This window comes from Geothermobacter hydrogeniphilus (assembly GCF_002898515.1).
In the GTDB taxonomy this organism is placed as follows: domain Bacteria; phylum Desulfobacterota; class Desulfuromonadia; order Desulfuromonadales; family Geothermobacteraceae; genus Geothermobacter_A.
In genome coordinates, this window is record NZ_PPFX01000003.1 from 126,145 (window position 1) to 148,463 (window position 22,319).

Sequence of the window (22,319 nt, forward strand, 5' to 3'; positions counted from 1 at the left end):
GATGCTGAAGACCCTGACAGTCCTCGCGCTGCTGCTCACGGCCTGTTCTGCCGCACCGTCCCGGTCCAGTTCCGGCCCCGGCCAGGTGCTGGTCTACGAATGCGGCAACGGGGTCGAATTCGTCGCCGATATCCGTCCGCGGCAGACCTGGCTCTTCCTTCCCGGGCAGACGGTCGCGTTGCCGCTTGTCCATTCCGCCGACTCCGGCAACCGCTACGGCAATGGCAATATCCGTTTCTGGAACAAGGGAGACACGGCGCTGCTGGATATCCCGGACGGCACGACCTACGACTGCAGTGTCAACAGGGCGCGTTCGATCTGGGAGGATGCCAAGCTGCGCGGGGTCGATTTTCGCGCCACCGGCAACGAGCCTGGCTGGTTCCTGGAGATTGATCAAGAGCAGATCGTGCTGGTCAGCAACTACGGCCGGGACCGCTTCACCTTCCCCTCACCGCCCCCGCAGACCGACCGGCAGGCCCGACAGACCCGGTATGTCACCAGCACGCCTGATCACCGTCTGAACATCCTGCTGGAAGGGGTCGCCTGCCGCGACGACATGAGCGGCGAAGCCTTCGAAACCCGGGTTGAACTCGAACTGGACGGCCGGAAGCTGCGCGGCTGCGGCCGGGCCCAGCACTAAAGGAGACTATCATGTCCGAACCGATCACCGGCCGCTGCGCCTGCGGCGCCATCCACTACCGCATCACCACCCGCATCCGCCAGGCGGTCAACTGCCACTGCGGCATGTGCCGCAGCCACAACGGCTCGGCCTTCACCAGCTATGCGGTGCTTCCCGGCAGATATTTTGAGCTGCGGGATGACGAATGCAAGCTCGTCGACTACGGATTTTCGGAACGCGTCCATAAGCATTTCTGCTCGGTCTGCGGCACCCCGCTGTTCAATACCAACACCCGCTACCCGGATTACCGGATGGTCTTTCTCGGCACTCTCGATGAAGCCGGAACGGTGACGCCGAATGCCAACATCTTCTGTTCCAGCCAACTCGGCTGGGTCAGGGAGATTGACGCCATCCCGAGCTTCAATGAAGCCTTCGGCAAATAGGAGGCTGTTGACTATACAGGCTGAAGCGAAAATTCGAGCGTTTGAGCACGGATTTCGGCTCGATTGCAGCCTCATAGCAGTGGCTATGGGGCAAAATGGAGCTGGGATATGGGCCGAACGCGCGGATTTGCAGCCAGTTCATGGATAGTCTACAGCCTCCTAAAACGCTTGTTTCGGCCGACGGGGATGGTGTATAAATCCGGGGTTCCATAAATACACCTGCCGCCAAAACGTCAAGCACGCCAGGAACTTCAATAGCAATATTCTTCAACGCTGAGGCGGAGAGATGCAGAGTCGGAGAGAAACCGCTTCTTGGTTTTAAAAACAGCAACAATTTACGTGTTTCCTCTGCACACTCTCCATCTCTGCACCTCTCCGTTGAAAAAAATTTCCCGGCGTTTCTGCCTTTCTGGCGGCCCAATCCTTCCCAGAGGTTTTTCATGAGCGAAGATACGAAAAAAATCATCTACTCGATGATGCGGGTCAGCAAGAACTACAACCGGCAGCCGGTCATCAAGGATATTTCCCTTTCCTATTTCTACGGCGCCAAAATCGGCGTCCTTGGCCTCAACGGCTCGGGCAAATCGACCCTGTTGCGAATCATGGCCGGGGTGGACACCGAATTCAACGGCGAGGCGGTGCTCTCGGCAGGCTACACGGTCGGCTACCTTGAGCAGGAGCCACAGCTCGACGAGAACAAAACGGTGCGTGAAGTGGTCCGGGAGGGGGTACAGGAAACCGTCGATCTGCTGGCCGAATTCGAAGAGATCAACAACGCCTTCGCCGACCCCGACGCCGACATGGAAAAGCTCTGCGAGCGCCAGGCCAGGGTACAGGACAAGCTCGACGCCCTCGACGCCTGGGATCTCGATTCCCGCCTCGACCTGGCCGAAGAGGCCTTGCGCTGCCCGCCGGCCGACACCCCGATCAAGGTCCTTTCCGGTGGCGAGCGGCGCCGGGTGGCACTCTGCCGCCTGCTGCTGCAGAAACCGGACATCCTGCTGCTTGACGAACCGACCAACCATCTCGACGCCGAGACCGTCTCCTGGCTCGAACAGCACCTGCAGCGCTACGAGGGAACGGTCATCGCCGTCACCCATGACCGTTACTTTCTCGACAATGTCGCCGGCTGGATTCTCGAGCTCGACCGCGGCCACGGCATTCCCTGGAAAGGCAACTATTCAAGCTGGCTGGAGCAGAAGCAGGAGCGGCTGCGCCGGGAAGAAAAGACCGAGTCGAAACGCCAGCAGACCCTAGCCAACGAGCTGGAGTGGATCCGCATGTCGCCGAAAGGACGCCACGCCAAGAGTCAGGCCCGCATCAGCGCCTACGAGAAGCTGCTCGGCCAGGAGGCCGCCGTCCGGGAAAAGGAACTGGAACTGTTCATCCCGCCGGGGCCGCGACTCGGCAACGTCGTCATCGAGGCCGAGGGGGTGAGCAAGTCGTTCGGCGACAAGCTGTTGCTCGATGACATGAGCTTCCGCCTGCCGCCCGGCGGCATCGTCGGCGTGGTCGGCCCCAACGGTGCCGGCAAGACCACCCTGTTCCGCATGATCACCGGCCAGGAACAGCCCGACGCCGGCAGCATCCGGGTCGGCGAAACGGTCAAGCTCGCCTACGTCGACCAGTCGCGGGAAACACTCGACCCGAACAAGATTCTCTGGGAGGAGATCTGCGACGGCCAGGAACAGATCGATCTCGGCGGCCGGCTGGTCAACTCGCGCGGTTACGTCGCCCGCTTCAACTTCTCCGGCTCCGACCAGCAGAAGAAGGTCGGCACCCTCTCCGGCGGCGAACGCAACCGGGTGCATCTGGCCAAGATGCTCCGCTCCGGCAGCAACGTGCTGCTGCTCGACGAACCGACCAACGATCTTGATGTCAACACCCTGCGGGCCCTGGAAGAGGCGCTGGAGAACTTCGCCGGCTGCGCGGTGGTGATCAGCCACGACCGCTGGTTCCTCGACCGCATCGCCACCCACATTCTCGCCTTCGAAGGGGATTCACAGACCGTCTGGTTCGAGGGGAACTATTCGGAATACGAAGAGGATTTCAAGAAACGCCACGGCAGGGACGCCGACCAGCCGCACCGCATCCATTACCGCAGCCTGACCCGCTGAGGAAGGCCTGAGATGAACGGTTCTGTTCGATTCTGTTGCACCCTGATACTGTTCCTGATTCTGGGAGCGACCGCCAACGCCCTGGAATTGCGTTCAGCGGCCTTTGCCGACCAGGCGGCAATCCCGGGCGTCTATACCTGCACCGGTGAAAATATCTCACCACCATTGAGCTGGACCGGGGTCCCGACAGCCGCCGAAAGCCTGGTCCTGACCCTGACCGACCCGGACGCCCCAGCCGGCACCTGGGTCCACTGGCTGCTCTACAACCTTGCGCCGCGGCTGCCCGGCCTGCCCGAGAAACTGACGAAGCTGCCGCCGGGCAGCGACAGCGGTCGCAACAGCTGGGGCGTAACCGGCTACGGCGGGCCCTGCCCACCCTCCGGCACTCATCGTTATATCTTCCGGCTGTTCGCTCTCGACCGCCGACTCGATTTTTCCCGACCACCGGGTGCCGAACAGCTGCGCCGTGCCATGCGCGGACATATCCTGGAGCGGGCCGAGCTGCTCGGCCGTTATCACAAATGATGACCGACCTGCCGGCACGGCTGCTGGCCGCCGTTTACGACCGCGCCCTCGCCGCCAGTGAGCGTCGTTTTCTCAGCCGCTGGCGACGGGAACTGCTGGCTGGAGTGAGCGGTACGGTGCTGGAGGTCGGCAGCGGTACCGGACTCAACCTGCCCCACTACCCCGTCACGGTCGAACGCCTGGTGCTGAGTGAACCCGACCCCTACATGCGTGTCCGGCTGGAAAAGAAGCTCGACCGGCAGCCGACCCCACCGGAACTGCTCACATGCGGCGCGGAACAGCTCGATTTCCCCGACCGGAGCTTCGACGCCGTGATCTCGACCCTGGTCCTCTGTTCGGTCAAGGACCCCGCCGTCGCCCTGCGGGAAATCCACCGGGTGCTGCGCCCCGGCGGAAGGCTCTATTTCCTCGAACATGTCCTCTCCGAACACCCCGGCATCAGTTTCTGGCAGCACACCCTGGAACCCCTCTGGAAACGCACCTGCGGCAACTGTCACCTGACCCGCGCTACCGGGGAACTGATCGGCGAAGCCGGGTTCGAACTGGAAACCATGGAGGATCTGCGCATGGAAGGAGTACCGGTCATCGTGCGCCGGGCGCTCCGGGGGGTGGCGGTCAAACCGGCCGCGGGAGCATGAAACCTGTCCTACAGATGAAGGGGACAGTCCCCTTGAATGAGGGGGACTGTCCCCGTAGGCCTGAATTTCGCCCTTCGCCCTTCGTCTTTAGCCTTTAGCCTTTCGCCTTTAACCGCCTCCAGCCCCTTCACCCCTTCTTCACAAATTCCGACTTCAACCCCATCGCCCCGATGCCGGGAATTTTGCAGTCGATGTCATGATCACCGTCGACCAGGCGGATATTCTTCACCTTGGTGCCGACCTTGACCACCGCCGAGGAGCCCTTGATTTTCAGGTCCTTGATCACGGTCACGGTGTCGCCGTCTTCCAGTATATTGCCGTGAGCGTCACGCCACACCTTTATCTGTTCACCACCGTCGGCGGCAGTCTCGGCCGACCACTCGTGGGCGCACTCCGGGCAGACAAACAACCCCCGGTCTTCATAGGCGTACTCGGACCCGCATTCGGGACAGTTCGGACATTCACTCATAAATCACTCCTTTTTCATTGCGAGGGGGACAAGCCCTTTCACAAGAAGGACGGCCCCCGTTCCACCGGCACTTGCCTTTAGCCTTTAGCCCTTGGCCCTTAGCCCTTAGCCGCCTTTGCTTTTATTTCGACCTGCTGCACCAGCAACCCGGCAACGATCAGCACCAGACCGACCAGAGTCGCCGGTAGAATCCGCTCTCCCACCAAAAAGTGAATCAGCACCAGCGACAGGAAGGGGGAGATGAAGATCAGGTTGCTGATACGCGCCGTGCTCTCGGCATAACGCATCGCCAGCAGCCAGAGGACGAAGCAGAACCCCATCTCGAAGGTACCGACGTAAGCGGCGCCGAGCAATCCCGGCAACGGCGGCATCCGCAGGTCGGTGAACAGCAGGCTGTAGCCGAGGACGAAGGGGAAACTGAAGAGAAAATTGACCAGCAGCGCCACCACCGGGTCGCGCTTGTCGCGGGTATTGAAAATCCAGTAGAGGGCCCAGATGACCGTGCTGACCAATGCCAGGATGACCCCGAGCGGCTCGGTGAAATTCAGCCCGAGGATATCCCCCTCGGTGGAGATCACTACCACCCCGGCATAACTGAGCAGCAGCGCCGCGAACTCCTTCCCCTTGAATTTCTGTCCCAGCAGCGGGATCGCCAGCAGGCTGAGGGTGATCGCCCAAGTGTAGTTGAGCGGCTGGGCCTGCTGGGCCGGCAGCAGATCATAGGCCTTGAACAGCACCAGGTAGTAGAGAAAAGGATTGAGCAGACCGAGCAGCAGCGACATGCCGTATTCGCGCGGCCGGCAGTGGAAGATCTGACCGAACTTCCCCTGCGCGACAAGGATCACCGCCAGCAGCAGGGTCGAGAAGGCCCCGGAGTAGAGCAGCAGGTGCGCCGGTTCAAGGTAGCGCAACGAGAGCTTGAAAGCTGAGGCGACCGTCGACCAGAGCAGCACGGCGGCCAGGCCGTAGATCATCGCCCGACGCTGGTTTTTCACAGGACTCCCCTCCCCTTGCCGCGCAGCCGCAGACCGGCCGGCAGCACCAGCATCAGCAGTCCGGAAAAGATCAGGCCGATACCCGTGAACGCCTGCGGAGTGAGTACCTCGCCGAGGACGAAAATGCCCAGCAGGCTGGCGGTCATCGGTTCCGCCAGCGACAGGGTCACCGCGGTAGCGATCGGCACCCGCTGCAGGCCGCGGGCAAAGAGCCAGTAGGAGAGCGCCATGGTCGCCAGGCCCAGGTGCAGCACCACCAGCAGCGCCCGCGGCTGCAGCAGCCAGCCGAGATCCCGACCGACCATCAGCGGAGAGAGCAGCAGCGCGCCGACACAGACCACCACCGCCATCACCGCATTGGGCGAATGTTGCTCCAGCAGTCCCTTGATCGCCAATGTGTAGGCGGCGTAGGAAGCACCGGCCCCCAGCGCCAGCAGGATCCCGAGCGGATCGGCCCGCAGCGGGCCGCCGCCGAGACTGAGCAGCCCGCAGCCGACAATCGCCAGGACGGTCGCCAGCCCCCAGCGACGGCCGGGACGTTCGCCACGAAACAGGTAACCGAGAATGCCGCCGGCGATCGGCGAGGAACCGATGCCGACAATGGTGCCGACAACCACACCGGTGCGGGCGACGGCGGCAAAGAAGCAGAGCTGGTAACCGGCGGTAAACAGCGCGGCGAGAAACACCGGCAGCGGCTTCCAGTTCCCCGGAGGACCGATTTCCCGACGACTGCCGGCCAGCACAAGCAGGGCGATGCCACCGACCACCAGCCGCAGGGTGCCGATCACCAGCGGATCGAACCCGGCCGGCGCGAACGCCTGGGCGGTGCCGGTCGTGCCCCAGAGCAGGGCCGCGCCGAGAACGAAAAAGACCCCGACGGTGGTGTTATGTTCGGTGGTAGAACTCATCTTGAAATCGGAACCTCCGCCAGTCGTCGACAGTGCGGCATCAGGTAGCAGATACCGAGCATTCGCCCGGCGGTCAGGGCCAGGGCGGCGATGCTGATCCCCGGCCAGTCGAGCCAGGGGATGAACAGTGCCAGCAGCGCCAGGATGGCCAGCGCCTCCACCGCCGTGGCGGTCGAGACCGGGGTGGTGCGCTTGGCCAGCACCAGCAGTGAACGCTGCCAGGTGATCCAGACCGTCATCCCCGGCAGCAGGCACATCAGCATCAGCGGCAGACGGGCGAAATCCGCCAGGGTCGGCTCCAACCCGGAGATCCCCCGTAACCAGAGGTCTGCCAGCGGCGTCAGGGCGATCAGGGCGAGCGTGGCGACACAGAAAAAGCCCAGGACAAGGGCGAAACGCCCCCCCTCGCGGCGATGCTCCAGCTTGCGCCCGACCAGGGCGATGGCCGCCTCCTGGTAGGAGAGCCCGAGAGCACGGAAGATGAAGGTCAGGCCGTAGAGGACCGGCAGCACCGCCAGTGATTCGATCGGAAAACGTCCCCGACCGAGAAAAAATGTGACCACCGGCTGCACGCTCAGGGCAATGAGCGGGGTCATCGCCAACGGCAGGTAAAACCGCGTGATGCCGCGAAAATCGAGGGGTTCTCCTTCTCCCGACAGCCGCAGCAGCCGTTTGATCGAAGGACGGGTCAGACGCCGCGCCACCAGCATTTCGGCGACCACGCCGACCGCCAGGGCCAGGCCGCCGGCCGCCGCGCCGGGCAACACCCCGACCGCCGCCAGGGTAAATCCGCTTACCGCCATCGAACTGACCCGCGCCAGAGTACCGACCGTGACCCGACGGGTCCGGCCGTCGGCGATCAGCACCCCCTGATAAAAACGCCGCAGCCCGATCGCCCCGGGCCAGGGCAGCAGCCAGAGCAGCGCCTGCCAGGTCGGTTCGGCGATTTCGGGCGGCAGACCGATCCACTGCACGCAGATCCGGTCGAAAACCGTCGGAATCACCAGCGTTCCGAGCAGCAACGTCACCCCGCCGCTCAAGAGCAGGGTGAAACTCCGCAACCGCCGGTAGGATTCCGCGTCGCGACAGAGGGCGGTAGCGGCGCTCATCAGCATGATCACCGGCGCCTCGGCCACCAGGGCGAAAGCGTAAGCCACGCCGAACGCCGCCAGGTTCGGCACCGGGGCCTCCATGCGGGCGATCAGCGCCGCCAGCAACGGCCCTTCGGCCGCCATCAGCAGCCAGGTGGTCGCCAGCGGCGACCAGAAGCGGAAGATGCGGGAATATGTCAGACGCTCGGCGGATGCGGTCATGAAAAATAGACGTTTACGGGGAAAAGATGGAGAATACAGGAGACCGGATTCAGGAGCCAGCAGAAAAATCCCGGTTCGCCGCCCGCTCGCCTTACCCGCTCAAGACGCGAAAACCGCCTTTCCCCTTCACCCCCCAACCGTGGCCGTGACGCCATAGGTGGCAAATCTGGCGACAACTCTCTCCAGATCCTCCGCCGTCGGTTCGACCATACCGTCAGCTGGGTACTCCTGCCCCAGCTTCAGATGCTTGCCGACCGCGATCCCATGGTAGGGCAGCAGGTCGACCAGCTTCGGTCCTCCGGGCAGTCCGTCGATGAAGCGGGCGGTCGCCTCGATGTTGACGGGATCGTCGTTGACTCCCCTGATCAGCGGGATGCGGATGCGGATCTCGGCGCCGGCGGCCGCCAGGGCTCGCAGGTTGGCGAGGATCGGGCCATTGTCAACCCCGGTCCACTGCCGGTGCCGTTCGGCATCCATCAGCTTCAGATCGTAAAGGAACAGCTCGGTCTGCTCCGCCACTTTGAGCAGGATCTCTCGGCCGGCCAGTCCCGAGGTATCGACGGTCCGATGGATACCGCGCGCTCCGCAGGCGGCAAGCAGTTCAAGCAGAAATTCAGGATGCTGCAGCGGCTCGCCGCCGGAGAAGGTCACCCCGCCGCCCGACTGATCGAAGAAGGGCCGCTCCTTCTCGATGATCGCCAGCAGCTCCTCCACCCGGTAGGCGCGGCCGGAGATCTCGCTCGCCGTCGACGGGCAGATCTCGGCACAGGCGCCGCACACCCGGCAGCGTTCAAGATCAGTGACGATCCCCGCCGGAGTCAACTCACAGGCCTGTTCGGGACACCTTTTGACGCACTCGCCGCAACCGATGCAGCGGACGGCGGTGAACAGCTTCTGCGCGCGCGGGGAAAGGCTCTCCGGGTTGTGGCACCAGCGGCAGGCGAGCGGACAGCCCTTGAAGAAAACGGTCAGGCGGATGCCGGGGCCATCGTTAATGGCGTAGCGCTTGATATCGAAGATGAGAGATTCAGTCATGGTAAAATCCTGCCGCCAAGGCGCCAAGAACGCCAAGAAAACTTTTTTAACGGAGAGGCGCAGAGGGGGAGAGACACAAAGAAAATCAAACCTTAGCTTATGGGTTTAAACTCAAAACCCGAATGGCTTTTCTTTCTCTTCGCCTCTGCCCCTCTGTGTCTCTGCGTTAAGAACTTTTGAATTTCTTGGCGTTTTGGCGCCTTGGCGGCCCACGCTTTCAGAAAGATTCATTTTCCGTCCGCTCGATCACTTCCTGCTGCAGATCGGCGTTCATATCGTTGAAGTAGTCGCTGTAGCCGGCCATGCGCACCAGCAGATCCTTGTAATCCTCGGGGTGCGCCTGCGCCGCCTTGAGAGTGGCGGTATCGACGATGTTGAACTGGATGTGGTGCCCACCGAGGGTGAAGTAGCCGCGGATCAGCGCGGCCAGCTTCTTGATGTCCTCGTCACGCTTCAGCAGGCTCGGCAGAAATCTCTGATTCAGCAATGTGCCGCCGGACATCGTATGGTCAAGCTTGGTCAGCGAGCGGATCACCGCCGAGGGGCCGCGGGTATCGGCGCCGTGCGAGGGCGAGGTGCCATCCGAAATCGACTTGCCGGCCAAGCGGCCGTTGGGGGTGGCGCCGAGCATCTTGCCGAAGTAGATGTGGCAGGTGGTCGAGAGCATGTTGAGGTGGAAGCTCTCCCCCTTGGTGTTCGGCTTGCCGTCGATGGCCTTGAGCAGGTCGGCGTAGACCTGCAGGGCGATGGTATCGGCGCGGTCGTCGTCATTGCCGAAGCAGGGAGTCTTGTTGACCAGGGTCTGGCGCAGAAACTCCTCCCCCTCGAAATTCTTCGCCAGCGCCGCGAGCAGCTGTTCCATGCTGCAGGTCCGCTGTTCGAAGACATGGGTCTTAAGCGCCGCGAGGCTGTCGGTGACGGTACCGAGCCCGGTGCACTGGATGTAGTTGGTGTTGTAACGCGGCCCGGCGTCGTAGTAGTCGCGTCCCTTGTCGATGCAGTCGGCGATCACCACCGAGAGGAAAGGTGCCGGGGCGTACCTGGCGAACATCCGGTCGATGTAGTTGCTGACCCGGATCTTCAGATCGACAATATGATTCAGCTGCCTGACGAAGGCGGCGTAGAGATCCTCATAGCTCTCAAAGACCCGCGGATCGCCGGTCTCGATGCCGACCCGTTTGCCGGTCAGGGGATCGACGCCGTTGTTAAGGGTGATTTCGAGAATCTTCGGCACGTTCAGGTAGCCGGTGAGGATAAAGGCCTCCTTGCCGAAGGCGCCGACCTCGATGCAGCCGCTGCAGCCTCCCTCGCGTGCGTCCCTGAGCGATTTCCCCTGACGCAACAGTTCGACCACGTAGATGTCGGGATTGAAGACCGAGGGATAGCCGTGCCCCTGGCGGATCACCCTGCAGGCCGCTTCCAGGAAACGGTCGGGGGTCACCCGGCTGATATGCACCGCGTTGCCCGGCTGCAGGATGTGCAGCTCCTCGACGATCTCCAGCATGATGTAGGAGACCTCGCTGACGCCGTCCCTGCCGTCAGCGGTGATGCCGCCGATATTGAGATTGGTGAAATCATTGTAGGTACCGCTCTCGCGGGCGGTGATGCCGACCTTGGGCGGCGCCGGATGGTTGTTGACCTTGATCCAGAAGCAGCAGAGCAACTCCTTGGCCTGCTCGCGGGTCAGGGTTCCTGCGGCGATCTCCCTCGCGTAGAAGGGCGCCAGGTGCTGGTCGAAATGGCCGGGATTCATGGCGTCCCAGCCGTTCAGCTCGGTGATGGTGCCGAGATGCACGAACCAGTACATCTGGATCGCCTCGTGGAAGCTGTCGGGCTTGTGCGCCGGAACCTTGCGGCAGACGCGGGCGATTTCGCGCAGTTCGGCGGCACGCTGCGGGTCAACCTCTTCCTCCGCCAGCTGTTCGGCCCGTTCGGCATGCCGTTCGGCGAACAGGATCACCGCGTCGCAGGAGATCTCCATCGCCTTCAGTTCCTCCAGCTTGTCGGTCGCCTCGGGGTCGTGCAGAAAATCGAGGGCGGCGATCCGCTCGGCGATGCGCCGCTTGAAATCAAGCATCCCGCACTGGTAGATGGTGCCGTCCAGCGCCGTGTGCCCCGGCGCGCGCTGTTCCATGAACTCGGTGAACAGCCCGGCCTGGTAGGCGGCCCGCCACTCATCCGGCACGTGACCAAAAATCCGCTCCCGCACCGTGCGGCCCTGCCAGTAGGGAATCACCTCGCGGGCATAGGTTTCAATATCCTCATCGCTGATGGTGTAGCGCTGCTGCTCGCGGCTGCGCAGGATCTGGAAATCCTCGACGCTGTGGCAGGTCAGCTCGGGGAAGGTCGGCACCGCCTTCGGTTTCGGCCCGCGCTCACCGACGATCAGCTCATCGGCGCCGATATAGATGGTCTTCCTCCGGCAGTGATCGAGAAAATTAAGTGCCCGCAGCACCGGCATCGCGTACCTGCCGTAGTTCTCCTTGTAGAAGGCGGTTTCGTGCAGCGCCCGCTCGATGGAAAGGCTCGGCTCGGTCTCGACCGAGAGCTTGCGCAGCCGCTGGATGCGCGGGTTCATCCCCGGCCCGATCGGGTTGCCGTTATCGGGATAGAAATTTCCCTCGGCGGCCGGCTTGCGCTGCGGGGTGACAATTGTTTCTACGTACGACATGGCGCTCACTCCTTCGACGTGGATGGCACGGATGGTCAGGCCATTCATTTCAAGAGCAACGACGGTGCCAACCGGTCACAACTCTCAACCTGCCGGAATCGGGGAATTTTCACGTGTAAACCGAGCCATACGAACAGCCATTTTACCCATTTTTGAATATTTTATTTGAAAAAGCATGCCTGCGGGGAGGAACAGGATAGAGTCAAGACCACACCCCGACCTTCATTATCCGAAAAATCCCTGCTCAACCTGCCTTTTCAGCTGCGCAGGATGGGAACAAACCCCTGTGAAACGGCGTAGTCAAATCCCCTGCGGGTCAACTGAAAACGCACGCCGCGCCAGATGGTCAGGGCGATGCCGATCATGCCGCGCCGATGCAGGGATTCGAGAGTTGCTGCGTAAATAGCCTGATCCATGAACAGCTCGGCGCGCAACTGTCTGCGCGACAGACCTTTCCCGCCAGTCTGCGCCAGCCTTCTGAGAACCAGGGTTTCGTAGTCGCTCAGGCCGCCGGACGCGGCAAGGGCGGGATCATTCTGTTCGGTGTGCCAGTGATCCTCCGGTCGTTCCGCTGTCGCACCGCGCTCCTTACGAAGTCGACGCATCTTTGCCCGCGCCTTTTTCCAGAGCGGAACAAAGCCGATCAGCAGAAACAGCCAGAGGAAGACGAGAAACAGTACCGGCATGGGCAGTTCGGGAAAGTCCATACGCACCTCCTAGGGAGACCTTTTCAGCATACCACGAACAGTGCGGAAAGGCGGCCTAGTACCCTGTAACTCATAGGATTTCGCAATATTGCGCCGGGATTTTCCGTGTCGACAAGGCGCGCTTTCCGCTGCATAGCCGTAGCTATGAAGCGGTGAAGCGCAACGCAGCTGACGCGGAAAATAACCAGCAAGATGCGAAAGATTATAGGTTACATGGTACTAGCGCCTTTCCAAGGTTTTTACGTGACGCCCCCAACCCGATCTGGCATCCTGTCGGCCATGGAAGAACAGCAGCAGCCTCCACCTTTCAGCCAGCCCGAATGGCAGCCGATCCGCCCCGACCTGGCCGCGGAAGGAGAACCGCTGCCGCTCTCCCGCCGGCAATTCCGCAGCTGGTCGCTGGTACTGGAGGCACGCGGGTTTCTCTTCCAGGCCGAGCCCTGCGGTCCCGGCTGGCTGCTGTGGGTCCCGGACGAAAGCTTCGCCCGCGCCCGCGCCGAGCTGCGCCTCTACGAGCAGGAGAACCACAACTGGCCGCCGCCGCTGCCGCCCCTGCCGCCGCCGAGTGACCACCTGCTCGGTTCGCTGCTGACGCTGCTGGCGGTCGGTGTCTTCTTCGACCTGACCCTGCAACCGATCCGTCTCGCCGGCCATCAGCCGGTCGACTGGGTGGGGCTCGGCAACGCGCACGCGGGAAAGATCCTCGCCGGTGAATGGTGGCGGCTGGTCACCTCCCTGACCCTGCATTCCGGCTGGCTACACCTGCTCGGCAACCTGCTGATCGGCAGCGTCTTCATTATTCGTCTCTGCCGTGATCTCGGCGCCGGGCTGGGCTGGAGCCTGCTGCTGGCGGCCGGCGCCCTCGGCAATCTGGTCAACGCCCTGCTGCAGGATCCCGCCCACCGCGCCGTCGGCGCCTCAACCGCCATCTTCGGCGCCGTCGGCCTGCTGGCCGCCATCAGCCTGGTCCGCTACCGCCACCACCTGCGCCGCCGCTGGCCGCTGCCGATCGCCGCCGCCCTCGGCCTGCTGGCACTGCTCGGCTCTTCAGGAGAAAATACCGATCTCGGCGCCCACCTGTTCGGCTTTGCCTGCGGCTTCGGCCTCGGACTGGGGGCGGAATTCGCTATTGACCGCCTTGGGCGCCCCGGTCCGAATCTCAACCGCCTGCTCTGCCTCTCGTCAGCGGTACTGGTACTGCTGGCCTGGTGGAACGCTCTGACTTGACCCGGAACTGCCCGAAGAAAGGTAAAGGATGGAAAACAACAAGTGCCAGACCGAAGAGGGTATCGAGGTCCCCTGGGAACAAATCAATCCCGACACCCTCAGACGGATGATCCAGGAGTTTGTCAGTCGCGATGGCGCCGACTGGGACCAGGACGGCTGCAGCCTGGAAGAGAAGGTCGAGCAGGTCCTGGGGCAGTTGCGCAACGGCCGGGTCCGGGTGGTCTTCGACCTGAAGAGTGAAACAGCCAATCTCGTGGCCGGCGATGAACGGAAGACGTGATGAATATCTGTCTGATTGAACCCTTTCACAGCGGCTCTCATGCCGCCTGGGCCGAAGAATACGCCCGTCGCAGCCGCCACCGGGTCGAGCTGCTGACCCTGCCCGGCCGGCACTGGAAGTGGCGCATGCACGGTGGCGCGGTGACCCTGGCGCGCCGCTTTCACGAACGCAAGCTGCAGCCGGATCTGCTGCTGGCCGGCGACATGCTCGACCTGACAACCTTCCTCGCTCTCACCCGGGACCAGACCGCCGGACTGCCGGTCTCCCTCTACTGCCACGAAAACCAGCTCAGCTATCCCTGGTCGCCGGCGGACGCCGACCCCGGAAAACAGCGCGACGCCCATTACGCCTTCATCAACTACACCAGCGCCCTGGCCGCCGACGCGGTGCTGTTCAACTCCCGCTACCACCGGGAGGACTTCTTTCGTGAACTGCCTGCCTTCCTGAAAAGTTTTCCCGATCAGAATGAACTGCAGAGTGTCGCTCAGCTCGAAGCCAAAAGCTCTGTCCTGCCGCTCGGGCTTGACCTGCAGCGTTTCGATCGTCATCAGCCGCGGGGAAAGAAAAAGAACGACCCGCCGCTGATTCTCTGGAACCATCGCTGGGAGTATGACAAGAACCCGGAAGACTTTTTCCAGGCACTCTACCGGCTGCGGGATGAAGGACTGGCGTTCGAGGTCGCGGTCCTCGGCGAATCCTACCGCAAGGCCCCACCGGTCTTTGCCGAGGCGAGGAAACGACTCGGCAGCCGGATCGTCCAGTTCGGCTACGCTGAGAGCTTCGCCGACTACGCCCGCTGGCTGTGGCGCGCGGACCTGTTGCCGGTGACCTCCCGTCACGACTTCTTCGGCGCCAGCGTGGTCCAGGCGATCTACTGCGGCTGCACACCGCTACTGCCCGAACGCCTCGCCTACCCGGAACACCTGCCTGAAGAACTGCGGAGCTGTTTCCTCTATAAGGATGACGGTGGACTGCTGAAGAAACTGCGGACGATGCTGACCGACCCGACTCCGCCGCCCGAAAAACTGCACGATCATGTTGCCGGCTACGACTGGGCGGAATGGGCCGGGCGCTATGACGGGTTGATGGAAAAGCTGGTCACGAATCGGGCCGCTCAGGTGAGATAAAAACCTGAACGGCCCGATCGGCTCCCGCTATCATTGCGCTTTCTTCTGCTCTTCCCGCTGCCGCAACTCGACGCGGCGGATCTTGCCGGAAATGGTCTTCGGCAATTCCTTCATGAACTCGATTTCGCGCGGGTACTTGTAGGGCGCGGTCTCGGCCTTGACGTGCTCCTGGATCTCGGTCACCAGTTCATCGCTCGGTTCGAAGCCGGGTGACAGGATGATGAAAGCCTTGACGATGGTGCCGCGCAGCGGGTCGGGTGAACCGACCACGGCGCTTTCGGCCACCGCCGGGTGGCTCTGCAGGGCGCTCTCCACCTCGAAGGGACCGATCCGGTAACCGGAGGCGTTGATCACATCGTCAGCGCGGCCGACGAACCAGAAATAACCGTCCTCATCCTTGGTGGCCTTGTCGCCGGTGTAGTACCAGTCGCCGACGAACGACTCGCGGGTCGCCTCCTCGTTGCGCCAGTACTCCCCGAGCAGCCCGACCGGCGGCTCCGGTTTGACCCTGACGGCGATGTTCCCCTCCTCCCCCTGGGGCACCGGGTTGCCGTCGTCGTCGATCAACTCGACCACAAAGCCGGGGGTCGGCTTGCCCATCGAGCCGGGACGAATCTCCATGCAGGGGTAGTTGGCGATCAGGTTGACCGACTCGGTCTGGCCGAAACCGTCGTAAATGGTGGTGCCGGTGTGCTCCTGCCAGACCTTGATGATCTCCGGATTGAGCGGCTCGCCGGCGGCCAACGAATGACGGATGCCGGTGAGATCATAGCGGCTCAGATCCTCCAGCACCAGCATCCGGTAAACGGTCGGCGGCGCGCAGAAGGTGGTGACGCCGCAACTCTCCATCAGTTTGAGGTGGGTTTTGGCGTTGAATTTGGCGTCGGCGTCGTGGACCATGATCGCGCAGCCGATCTGCCACTGGCCGAACAGCTTGCCCCAGGCGGCCTTGGCCCAGCCGGTGTCGGAGAGGGTCCAGTGCAGGTCGGTCGGCTTCAGATCCTGCCAGAACTTGGCGGTGATAATATGGCCGATACCGTAGGAGGCCTGGGTGTGGGGTACCATCTTCGGAAACCTGGTGGTGCCAGAGGTGAAGTAGATCAGCATCACATCGTCGGCGCGGGTCGGTTCAACCTCGTCGCGTGACAGTCGCGGCGAAGCCTGCGCCATCAGCTCTTCGAAGGAATGCCAACCGTCACGTTTCTCACCGAGACTGACCAGGTGCTTCAGGCTCGGGCAATCTCCTTTTGCCGCCTCCAGCTTTTCGGCGTTCTCGTGCCAGACCACGGCGCCGACCGCCTCGGCCTGGTTGATCCGGTAGGCTATATCCTTGGGAACGAGGATATTGGGACCCGGCAGGGGAATGACCCCGAGCTTGAAGCAGCCGAGCATGACCGCGTACCATTCAACCTGCCGCGGCACCATCACGAACAGCCGGTCCCCTTTCCTGAAGCCGAGGTCGCGCAGAACATTGGCGAAGCGGTTGGAGAGGCATTGCAGGTCATAGAAGCTGTACTTGCGGATCTCCTCCCCGGTCCGGTCGGCCCAGACCATCGCCAGCTTGGTGCGATCTTTGGCCCAGCGGTCAAGGACATCGAAACCGAAGTTGAAGTACTCGGGAATGGTGAACTGGTAGGTCGCGACCGTCTCCTCGTAATCGAGCATGTTCGGCCCGTGCAGGTTCACCGGCAGGTTGTCGTAAGTGTTCGCTGTCATTTTCATGGTTCTCCCTTTCGCATTGATCAGGCAACAAAAAATCAATTCGTCAAAGGGAAAGGCAAGGAGAATGCCAAACAGCGTTCTAATGGCTATGAAGAGAATATCTTGTTGTTATTACAGGATAAATCTGTTTCGGCAGACCCGAAAAAGATCCATCAGGGGTGTCACCGGCATTTACACCGGCGATAATGAAAGGAGACGGTAGTGAGGGGGAGTGTCCCGATTCAAAGTTTTTCCACCCCGGCCGCGGCGACAATCTCGACAACCTGCCTCGCGTCCCCGGCCGACATGCAGGAGGCGGGGATGAAGAAGAAGGAGCTGCGGTCGTGGTAGAGCAGCAGGCCGGGATCAAGCACGCGGTAGCCGATAAAGTTCCCCCAGGGCTGGCGGTAGCCCTCGTTGCCGCTGCGTACCGCGATCTCCTCCGGCGTGATCGCCACGGTCAGTTCCCTGCCGAAAAAGGGATGACCACCGGCCCCGCGCAGGGACTTGATGACCAGCAGCTGTTTCGACAGCACGCCAAAAAAGCCGGTGAAAAGCAGCAGTGAGGCAATCACCGGCGCGTGGTAAAAGCCGCCGAACCCCATGCTGCCGATGACGATGCAGCAGCCCCCCCACAGGGTGCGCCACTTCAGGGACGTATCGCAGCCATAGTGGGCTTCGTAGAACCGGTGCCAGAGATCGCGGGTGAGATCAAAGCTGAGGATGATCGGCTTGGACATGGGGCCTATGGTGCCAGAGTTATCCGCGGGAAGGAAGCGATTTTAGCGCTGGGCGCTGGGTGAAGGGGACAGTCCCTTTTGAAGAGAGGGACTGTCCCCGCGGGTCAAGATCACTGCCGCGGCAGGTTGCATGGCACGCCGCGAAAATTACGGCACCTGAGCGTCAGGTACTCCAGCAGCTCCAGCTGCATCGTCTCCGGGAGCCCGAGCGCGGCGATATCGGTCGCCAGGGTTTCGGGATCGCCATGACAGCCGAGAAAACCGTTGATGCGGACCGCGGCGGTGGAGGCGATCAGGCTCTTTTCATCGGGATAATTGCCGCGCAGCCCCTGCAGCAACCGGTCGGCGCCGCGCAGGTAATACTTCTGGTGATAATCTTCCGCCGCGGTGAAAACCCCGGCCGGCTCGATGGCGGTGTTGACCGGCCGCCCGGTCCGCTGCCGGATCCGTTCCGCAGACACCTCGATCTGACGTTTCTGCTCCGCGTCGAGATAGAAGACCACGTTGCGGTACTGGCGCAGGTGGGACTGGGACATCGGATCGTGCAGGCTCCAGAACACCTCCAGCAGCGCGTCGTAGCCAATCCGCGCCGGGTCGTACTCGACCCGCAGGGTTTCGGTGTGATCCCCCATGGCGCGGTATTCGGGCTGCGGGGTGGTACCGCCGGCATATCCGACCGTGGTCCCGACCACGCCTGGCAGACTCCCGAACCGGGAGTCGACGCCCCAGAATCAGCCGACGCCGAACAATGCGTAGCGGGTCGGGCCGGCCGGATGAGTGAGGGGATGTTCGCTGGTTGCCATGCGGGGCTCCTTTGCGGCAGGGGAGGCGGATTCCAGGCGGCCGACGGCAAAAAGCAGCAGTCCGACGACAAGGGGACCCAGCATCCCGGTCAGGATCTTTCTGTTTCTGTTCATGGGATTCAGTCTAGCAGGTTCCCCAGGTCAGGTGCAGCCCCCGCACGGTAGAGCAGATCAATCCCTTGCACTCTTCATCCACCATGAACCCACGGATTCAGAGTTGTCATTGACAATTCGGGATTGACATTCCGATTTTTCAATGACAAAAAGGCTGTGCTGACACGACCCAATGACCTGAATGCCCATGCCTGCACACAGTGGGCAACCACCGCCTCCCCGAAAGGCCGCGACCCCGTCCACGGAACCCCCATGTCAGAACTCTTCACTGTTTTTCTCAACGTCATTCTGCCGGTTTTCGGCATCATCGCCCTGGGCTACCTGCTGGGAAACCGCCTCGCCCTGCAGGCCCGGACCCTGACCCGGGTCGCCTACTACGTCTTCGTTCCGGCCTTCATTTTCCAGGCTCTCAGCCAGTCCGGCATCCCCCTCTCCGCCGCGGCGAAACTGATCGGCGTCGCCGCGACCACCCACCTGCTCGCCGCGCTCGTCGCCGGCGGACTGGCCCGACTGCTGGGGCGTTCCCGGGAAATGATCGCCGCGTTCGTAATGATCGCGGCCTTCGGCAATGTAGGCAATTATGGACTGGCGGTGATCCGCTTCAGGCTGGGCGAAGCGGCGCTGGCCCCGGCGACCATCTACTTTGTCGCCATCACCATCGTCGCCTTCGCGGTCTGTGTCAGTGCCGCCGGTTGGGCGCGCGGTGGAGGATCGGGGGCCCTGAAAGGACTGCTGAGAACCCCGGCGCTCTGGGCGACGATACCGGGCCTGGCGGTCGCCAACAGCCACCTGGCCGTCCCGCTGGTATTGTCGCGAATGATCGGCCTGCTGGCCGATGCCATGATTCCGGTGATGCTGTTCGCCCTCGGCCTGCAACTGCTGGAGCAAAAGCGGGTCAGACTGTCGCCGGACGTGTTTGCCGCCTCCGCCATCCGCCTGGTGCTGGCCCCGGCCCTCGCCGCCCTGATCGCCCTGTCCTTCGGCCTGGGGCAGATCGACTTTGCCGCCGGCGTCCTCCAGGCCGGCATGCCGACCGCCGTCCTGGTGGCGATCATCGCCAGGGAAAACGGTATCGTTCCCGATTTCGTCACCTCCGTGGTCCTGGTCTCGACCCTGGCCAGCCTGGCAACACTGACCCTGACCATGGTGCTGCTCTAGTCGGCTGAGGGAAACAAAGCATGACCCGTAAAAGGTGATTTTTCAAGACCTGACCCCCGCCCTTCTTTGTTTACTCTACATAATCGACCTTCTGTAGAGTAAAAGAATCTGCTTACGTTTTCCTCCGTCCAGAACAGCTCCCCCAGCACACAAAAACAAAGTTGACGAGAGGCATGAAAACAAAGTATTGTCATGGCATAAAAACATAGTTATTGAGATGCATGAAAACAAAGTAATTTTCTGACAGGAAAATTCATGGCTACCCCCAGGGAGAAGTTGGCAACCTCATTGGAGGTGCTTAGGCAGCTCGAACCCAAAAGCGTCATTCGATCGGCACAGATCAGCAGGGTGCATCGAGAGAGGCTTGTTCAAAACGGCTACCTCATGGAAGTCGTAAAGGGGTGGTATGTCATCACCCGTCCGTCGGTGAATGATGGTAGCAGCACACCCTGGTTCGCCTCCTACTGGACATTCGTCGCAACCTATCTTGATGAACGTTTTGGTGACGATTACTGTCTGTCGTCCGAGTCGTCGCTGTTGCTCCATACCGGGTCAACCATTGTCCCTGGCCAACTGGTTGTTATCGTAAAGGCCAAGGGGACACAAAAGCTGAATCTGCCCTTTGATACTTCGTTGCTGATCTACACCGACCAGAAAAACTTCCCTGCCGACAGGACCCGCTCAAACGGCCTATGGGTCATGGACCTGCCGATGGCCCTGTGCAAGGCGTCACCATCCTTCTTCAAGCAAAATTCGACCACCGCTGAACTTGCCCTGCGCATGGTTCGTGATGTTTCGGGCCTTTTGAGAATTCTACTCGATAACGGCAACCTCGCAGCCGCCTCGCGATTGTCTGGAGCCTACCATGCTCTCGGCTTTGACCAATTTGCAGACCAGATCGTCAGCAGCATGGAGGCGGGAGGCTACCCGGTCAAAGCGGTCAATCCCTTTAAGAAAAAGATCTCTTTTCTCGCCGGAGGAAAAAGGGTCCTGTCTCCCTATGTCGGCAGGATCGAGTTCATGTGGGAGTCGATGAGGGAAACGGTCGTGGAAAATTTCCCCGCTTCTCCCGGAATTCCCGAGGACCATCAGGCATACCTGCTGCAAATTGAAGAGAGATATCCCAGTGATGCCTACAACTCATTGTCCATCGAGGGATACCAGGTAACGCCTGCACTGATTGAGCAGGTGCGCAAGGGAGACTGGAACCCCGACGGGGATGAACATGACCGGCTCCATGGAAATGCCCTGGCCGCAAAAGGATACGACCTCGCCTTCAAGGCTGTTAAGGAGAGCATCAGGAAAATTCTTGCCGGGGGGAAGGCGGGGGATGTTGTCTCAATCGACCACCAGACCTGGTACGCACAGATGTTTTCCCCTTCTGTTCAGGCAGGGATTTGGAAACCTTCCGAACTGGCCGGATACCGGAACCAGCCGGTGTATATCAGAGGCTCCCAACATGTGCCCCCTCCCTCGTCCTCCGTTCTGGATTGCATGGAAGCTTTGTTCCGGCTTCTTTCCGAAGAGCCCCACCCCGGTGTCAGGGCAGTGCTCGGGCATTTTCTTTTTGTTTTTGTCCACCCATACATGGATGGAAACGGGCGGCTCGGACGCTTTCTGATGAACACGATGCTCGCCTCTGGGGGGTATCCGTGGACCGTCATCCGCATGACAAGCCGAACCCGTTATATGGACTCTCTGGAGGAAGCCTCTGCCAAGGGGAACATTCTGGAATTTACGCGATTCATTGTCCGGGAGATGTCCGAGGCGAACACAGGAGACAAATGAAAACATCACCCCGCCAGAGGCGAATGTGTCTGATGATAACTATCTCTGTACACAAAGGCGCTACTGTCACGTCCAACGAAAAACACCCGCCAGATCTTCTCCTTCCATGAGGGGGAAAAGTGAATTTCTTAACAACGTCCCCGTTGGTTTCACTTTTTATCTGAAGTGCCTTTTTACAATATATTTAATACTTGAATTGTTTGCCTCGATTATTTCAATAATAGCACCTTTAAATGCGGCAACATTCCCATCCTTCATATCAACAGTGAATTCACGATTGAACGCTGTCCTTGCCATATTATCTTTAGTTTCAGTGTATAAAAATCTTAGAACTGACCCGCTCTTGCCCGCATATTCAATTGACCGTTGGAATGAGTTCTCGGCATATAAAAAATATGGACCTATTTCGAAGTCTTGTAGAGTCTTCCCTTTTGCTAGATTTATACCCATACCGTTTGCTGATTGAGCGACTGAAATAAGACCTTTATCATCTTTTGTGAAAACTAACTTAATTATTTGACCATACTTACCATCAGATCTGATGTAATTAATGTAATTCGGATAATAGTAACTGTCTGTTTTTTCCCTTTTGCATAATGGCTCGTCAATTTTAATGGATGCGATAAAACCCATCACGCTTTTTTCTGCACCAAATTTAGGAACAACACAGTCTTTGTATTGACCCGTTCTTTGAACAAGCATCCTGTCGCCTAGATACACTTCAGCTAGCTCTCCAATTTCAGGTACATTGTCAGTCATACTCACGTATGTTGGTTTACCATCTGCAGCAGGTGGCATCTCAAAAACATCTTTTTGTGGTAAAGGAGCACACCCAAAAGCGATAAAAGTTACAACGAAGCACGCCAATAAAAAAAATTTATTCATAGAGCCTCTTGCAAAACTACATTCGACTCTCTGAATATATGTAGCGCAACAGCATA

General features: G+C 60.7%; 20 protein-coding genes and 2 pseudogenes. 10 read left to right on the top strand and 12 right to left on the bottom strand.

The genetic code is table 11. From position 1 onward, the window contains the following. Nucleotide 1: 1 nt before the first annotated feature. The 5 genes from C2E25_RS02520 (at nucleotide 2) to C2E25_RS02540 (ending at nucleotide 4,342) form a co-directional block, all read left to right on the top strand. A complete protein-coding gene (locus C2E25_RS02520) occupies nucleotides 2-640 on the top strand; it encodes a COG3650 family protein (protein WP_103114217.1) in 639 nt (212 codons plus the stop codon). Between the two features lie 11 nt (nucleotides 641-651). Next, nucleotides 652-1,062, top strand: coding sequence for a GFA family protein (locus C2E25_RS02525; RefSeq protein ID WP_103114218.1), 411 nt, complete (start codon nucleotides 652-654; stop codon nucleotides 1,060-1,062). Between the two features lie 440 nt (nucleotides 1,063-1,502). Then, nucleotides 1,503-3,179 carry an energy-dependent translational throttle protein EttA gene (gene ettA, locus C2E25_RS02530; protein WP_103114219.1) on the top strand — a complete coding sequence of 559 codons (1,677 nt, stop codon included), beginning with the start codon at nucleotides 1,503-1,505 and terminating at the stop codon, nucleotides 3,177-3,179. Between the two features lie 12 nt (nucleotides 3,180-3,191). Beyond that, on the top strand, nucleotides 3,192-3,704 hold the full coding sequence (locus C2E25_RS02535) for a YbhB/YbcL family Raf kinase inhibitor-like protein (protein WP_103114220.1): 513 nt from the start codon (nucleotides 3,192-3,194) through the stop codon (nucleotides 3,702-3,704). Then, the gene (locus tag C2E25_RS02540) at nucleotides 3,701-4,342 is read left to right on the top strand and encodes an SAM-dependent methyltransferase (RefSeq protein ID WP_103114221.1); all 642 of its coding nucleotides are present in this window, start codon (nucleotides 3,701-3,703) and stop codon (nucleotides 4,340-4,342) included. Before C2E25_RS02535 ends, C2E25_RS02540 begins: the two co-directional genes overlap by 4 nt. Before the next feature lie 127 nt (nucleotides 4,343-4,469). Here the strand turns inward: C2E25_RS02540 and C2E25_RS02545 are convergent, their stop codons facing one another. The 7 genes from C2E25_RS02545 to C2E25_RS02575 all read right to left on the bottom strand — a co-directional run bounded on the left by C2E25_RS02545 (nucleotide 4,470) and on the right by C2E25_RS02575 (nucleotide 12,440). After that, nucleotides 4,470-4,811 carry a zinc ribbon domain-containing protein YjdM gene (locus C2E25_RS02545; protein WP_103114222.1) on the bottom strand — a complete coding sequence of 114 codons (342 nt, stop codon included), beginning with the start codon at nucleotides 4,809-4,811 and terminating at the stop codon, nucleotides 4,470-4,472. A gap of 98 nt (nucleotides 4,812-4,909) precedes the next feature. Further along, the gene (locus C2E25_RS02550; RefSeq protein WP_103114223.1) at nucleotides 4,910-5,806 is read right to left on the bottom strand and encodes a DMT family transporter; all 897 of its coding nucleotides are present in this window, start codon (nucleotides 5,804-5,806) and stop codon (nucleotides 4,910-4,912) included. After that, a complete protein-coding gene (locus C2E25_RS02555; protein WP_103114224.1) occupies nucleotides 5,803-6,714 on the bottom strand; it encodes a DMT family transporter in 912 nt (303 codons plus the stop codon). Before C2E25_RS02555 ends, C2E25_RS02550 begins: the two co-directional genes overlap by 4 nt. After that, nucleotides 6,711-8,027 carry a hypothetical protein gene (locus C2E25_RS02560; RefSeq protein WP_103114225.1) on the bottom strand — a complete coding sequence of 439 codons (1,317 nt, stop codon included), beginning with the start codon at nucleotides 8,025-8,027 and terminating at the stop codon, nucleotides 6,711-6,713. The genes C2E25_RS02555 and C2E25_RS02560 overlap by 4 nt, the downstream gene beginning before the upstream one ends. A 126-nt stretch (nucleotides 8,028-8,153) precedes the next feature. Then, nucleotides 8,154-9,062, bottom strand: coding sequence for a glycyl-radical enzyme activating protein (locus tag C2E25_RS02565; RefSeq protein WP_103114226.1), 909 nt, complete (start codon nucleotides 9,060-9,062; stop codon nucleotides 8,154-8,156). A 217-nt stretch (nucleotides 9,063-9,279) separates the two neighbouring features. Continuing rightward, complete coding sequence (hypD, locus tag C2E25_RS02570) at nucleotides 9,280-11,640, bottom strand: trans-4-hydroxy-L-proline dehydratase (protein WP_199177353.1); 2,361 nt, start codon at nucleotides 11,638-11,640, stop codon at nucleotides 9,280-9,282. Between the two features lie 350 nt (nucleotides 11,641-11,990). After that, the gene (locus C2E25_RS02575) at nucleotides 11,991-12,440 is read right to left on the bottom strand and encodes a hypothetical protein (protein ID WP_103114228.1); all 450 of its coding nucleotides are present in this window, start codon (nucleotides 12,438-12,440) and stop codon (nucleotides 11,991-11,993) included. Nucleotides 12,441-12,683: 243 nt separating this feature from the next. Between C2E25_RS02575 and C2E25_RS02580 the strand changes: the two genes are divergently transcribed. Genes C2E25_RS02580 through C2E25_RS02590 form a run of 3 tightly spaced genes read left to right on the top strand, consistent with a single transcriptional unit; the run spans nucleotide 12,684 to nucleotide 15,074 of the window. Beyond that, nucleotides 12,684-13,667, top strand: a complete 984-nt coding sequence (locus tag C2E25_RS02580; protein WP_233189308.1) for a rhomboid family intramembrane serine protease — start codon at nucleotides 12,684-12,686, stop codon at nucleotides 13,665-13,667. A gap of 28 nt (nucleotides 13,668-13,695) precedes the next feature. Beyond that, nucleotides 13,696-13,947: a YheU family protein gene (locus C2E25_RS02585; protein ID WP_103114230.1), complete on the top strand. Its 252-nt coding sequence runs from the start codon at nucleotides 13,696-13,698 to the stop codon at nucleotides 13,945-13,947. Beyond that, on the top strand, nucleotides 13,947-15,074 hold the full coding sequence (locus C2E25_RS02590) for a tRNA-queuosine alpha-mannosyltransferase domain-containing protein (protein WP_103114231.1): 1,128 nt from the start codon (nucleotides 13,947-13,949) through the stop codon (nucleotides 15,072-15,074). The genes C2E25_RS02585 and C2E25_RS02590 overlap by 1 nt, the downstream gene beginning before the upstream one ends. A gap of 30 nt (nucleotides 15,075-15,104) precedes the next feature. Here the strand turns inward: C2E25_RS02590 and C2E25_RS02595 are convergent, their stop codons facing one another. The 4 genes and pseudogenes from C2E25_RS02595 to C2E25_RS02610 all read right to left on the bottom strand — a co-directional run bounded on the left by C2E25_RS02595 (nucleotide 15,105) and on the right by C2E25_RS02610 (nucleotide 18,432). Next, the gene (locus C2E25_RS02595) at nucleotides 15,105-16,796 is read right to left on the bottom strand and encodes an acyl-CoA synthetase (protein ID WP_103114232.1); all 1,692 of its coding nucleotides are present in this window, start codon (nucleotides 16,794-16,796) and stop codon (nucleotides 15,105-15,107) included. A gap of 221 nt (nucleotides 16,797-17,017) precedes the next feature. Continuing rightward, nucleotides 17,018-17,515 carry a YcxB family protein gene (locus C2E25_RS02600; protein ID WP_103114233.1) on the bottom strand — a complete coding sequence of 166 codons (498 nt, stop codon included), beginning with the start codon at nucleotides 17,513-17,515 and terminating at the stop codon, nucleotides 17,018-17,020. 110 nt (nucleotides 17,516-17,625) lie between these two features. Beyond that, nucleotides 17,626-18,234, bottom strand: a pseudogene (locus tag C2E25_RS02605) (peptide-methionine (S)-S-oxide reductase MsrA); the annotation flags it as partial. Nucleotides 18,235-18,246: 12 nt separating this feature from the next. Next, on the bottom strand, nucleotides 18,247-18,432 hold the full coding sequence (locus C2E25_RS02610) for a hypothetical protein (RefSeq protein WP_103114235.1): 186 nt from the start codon (nucleotides 18,430-18,432) through the stop codon (nucleotides 18,247-18,249). Between the two features lie 252 nt (nucleotides 18,433-18,684). Here C2E25_RS02610 and C2E25_RS02615 point away from each other — a divergent pair, with 252 nt between their 5' ends. Both C2E25_RS02615 and C2E25_RS02620 read left to right on the top strand, forming a co-directional pair. Next, nucleotides 18,685-19,590: an AEC family transporter gene (locus C2E25_RS02615; protein WP_103114236.1), complete on the top strand. Its 906-nt coding sequence runs from the start codon at nucleotides 18,685-18,687 to the stop codon at nucleotides 19,588-19,590. Between the two features lie 255 nt (nucleotides 19,591-19,845). Then, on the top strand, nucleotides 19,846-21,378 hold the full coding sequence (locus C2E25_RS02620; protein ID WP_103114237.1) for a Fic family protein: 1,533 nt from the start codon (nucleotides 19,846-19,848) through the stop codon (nucleotides 21,376-21,378). Between the two features lie 156 nt (nucleotides 21,379-21,534). Here C2E25_RS02620 and C2E25_RS02625 read toward each other — a convergent pair. Beyond that, nucleotides 21,535-22,319: pseudogene (locus tag C2E25_RS02625) on the bottom strand (hypothetical protein); the annotation flags it as partial.

What these genes read in the sequence shown, in the direction of transcription:
- C2E25_RS02545 (WP_103114222.1), bottom strand. Translation starts at nt 4,811, where the DNA reads ATGAGTGAATGTCCGAACTGTCCCGAATGCGGGTCCGAGTACGCCTAT.
- ettA (WP_103114219.1), top strand. Translation starts at nt 1,503, where the DNA reads ATGAGCGAAGATACGAAAAAAATCATCTACTCGATGATGCGGGTCAGC.
- C2E25_RS02615 (WP_103114236.1), top strand. Translation starts at nt 18,685, where the DNA reads ATGTCAGAACTCTTCACTGTTTTTCTCAACGTCATTCTGCCGGTTTTC.
- C2E25_RS02620 (WP_103114237.1), top strand. Translation starts at nt 19,846, where the DNA reads ATGGCTACCCCCAGGGAGAAGTTGGCAACCTCATTGGAGGTGCTTAGG.
- C2E25_RS02555 (WP_103114224.1), bottom strand. Translation starts at nt 6,714, where the DNA reads ATGAGTTCTACCACCGAACATAACACCACCGTCGGGGTCTTTTTCGTT.
- C2E25_RS02590 (WP_103114231.1), top strand. Translation starts at nt 13,947, where the DNA reads ATGAATATCTGTCTGATTGAACCCTTTCACAGCGGCTCTCATGCCGCC.
- C2E25_RS02540 (WP_103114221.1), top strand. Translation starts at nt 3,701, where the DNA reads ATGATGACCGACCTGCCGGCACGGCTGCTGGCCGCCGTTTACGACCGC.
- hypD (WP_199177353.1), bottom strand. Translation starts at nt 11,640, where the DNA reads ATGAACCCGCGCATCCAGCGGCTGCGCAAGCTCTCGGTCGAGACCGAG.
- C2E25_RS02595 (WP_103114232.1), bottom strand. Translation starts at nt 16,796, where the DNA reads ATGAAAATGACAGCGAACACTTACGACAACCTGCCGGTGAACCTGCAC.
- C2E25_RS02560 (WP_103114225.1), bottom strand. Translation starts at nt 8,027, where the DNA reads ATGACCGCATCCGCCGAGCGTCTGACATATTCCCGCATCTTCCGCTTC.
- C2E25_RS02610 (WP_103114235.1), bottom strand. Translation starts at nt 18,432, where the DNA reads ATGAACAGAAACAGAAAGATCCTGACCGGGATGCTGGGTCCCCTTGTC.
- C2E25_RS02535 (WP_103114220.1), top strand. Translation starts at nt 3,192, where the DNA reads ATGAACGGTTCTGTTCGATTCTGTTGCACCCTGATACTGTTCCTGATT.
- C2E25_RS02565 (WP_103114226.1), bottom strand. Translation starts at nt 9,062, where the DNA reads ATGACTGAATCTCTCATCTTCGATATCAAGCGCTACGCCATTAACGAT.
- C2E25_RS02520 (WP_103114217.1), top strand. Translation starts at nt 2, where the DNA reads ATGCTGAAGACCCTGACAGTCCTCGCGCTGCTGCTCACGGCCTGTTCT.
- C2E25_RS02600 (WP_103114233.1), bottom strand. Translation starts at nt 17,515, where the DNA reads ATGTCCAAGCCGATCATCCTCAGCTTTGATCTCACCCGCGATCTCTGG.
- C2E25_RS02575 (WP_103114228.1), bottom strand. Translation starts at nt 12,440, where the DNA reads ATGGACTTTCCCGAACTGCCCATGCCGGTACTGTTTCTCGTCTTCCTC.
- C2E25_RS02585 (WP_103114230.1), top strand. Translation starts at nt 13,696, where the DNA reads ATGGAAAACAACAAGTGCCAGACCGAAGAGGGTATCGAGGTCCCCTGG.
- C2E25_RS02525 (WP_103114218.1), top strand. Translation starts at nt 652, where the DNA reads ATGTCCGAACCGATCACCGGCCGCTGCGCCTGCGGCGCCATCCACTAC.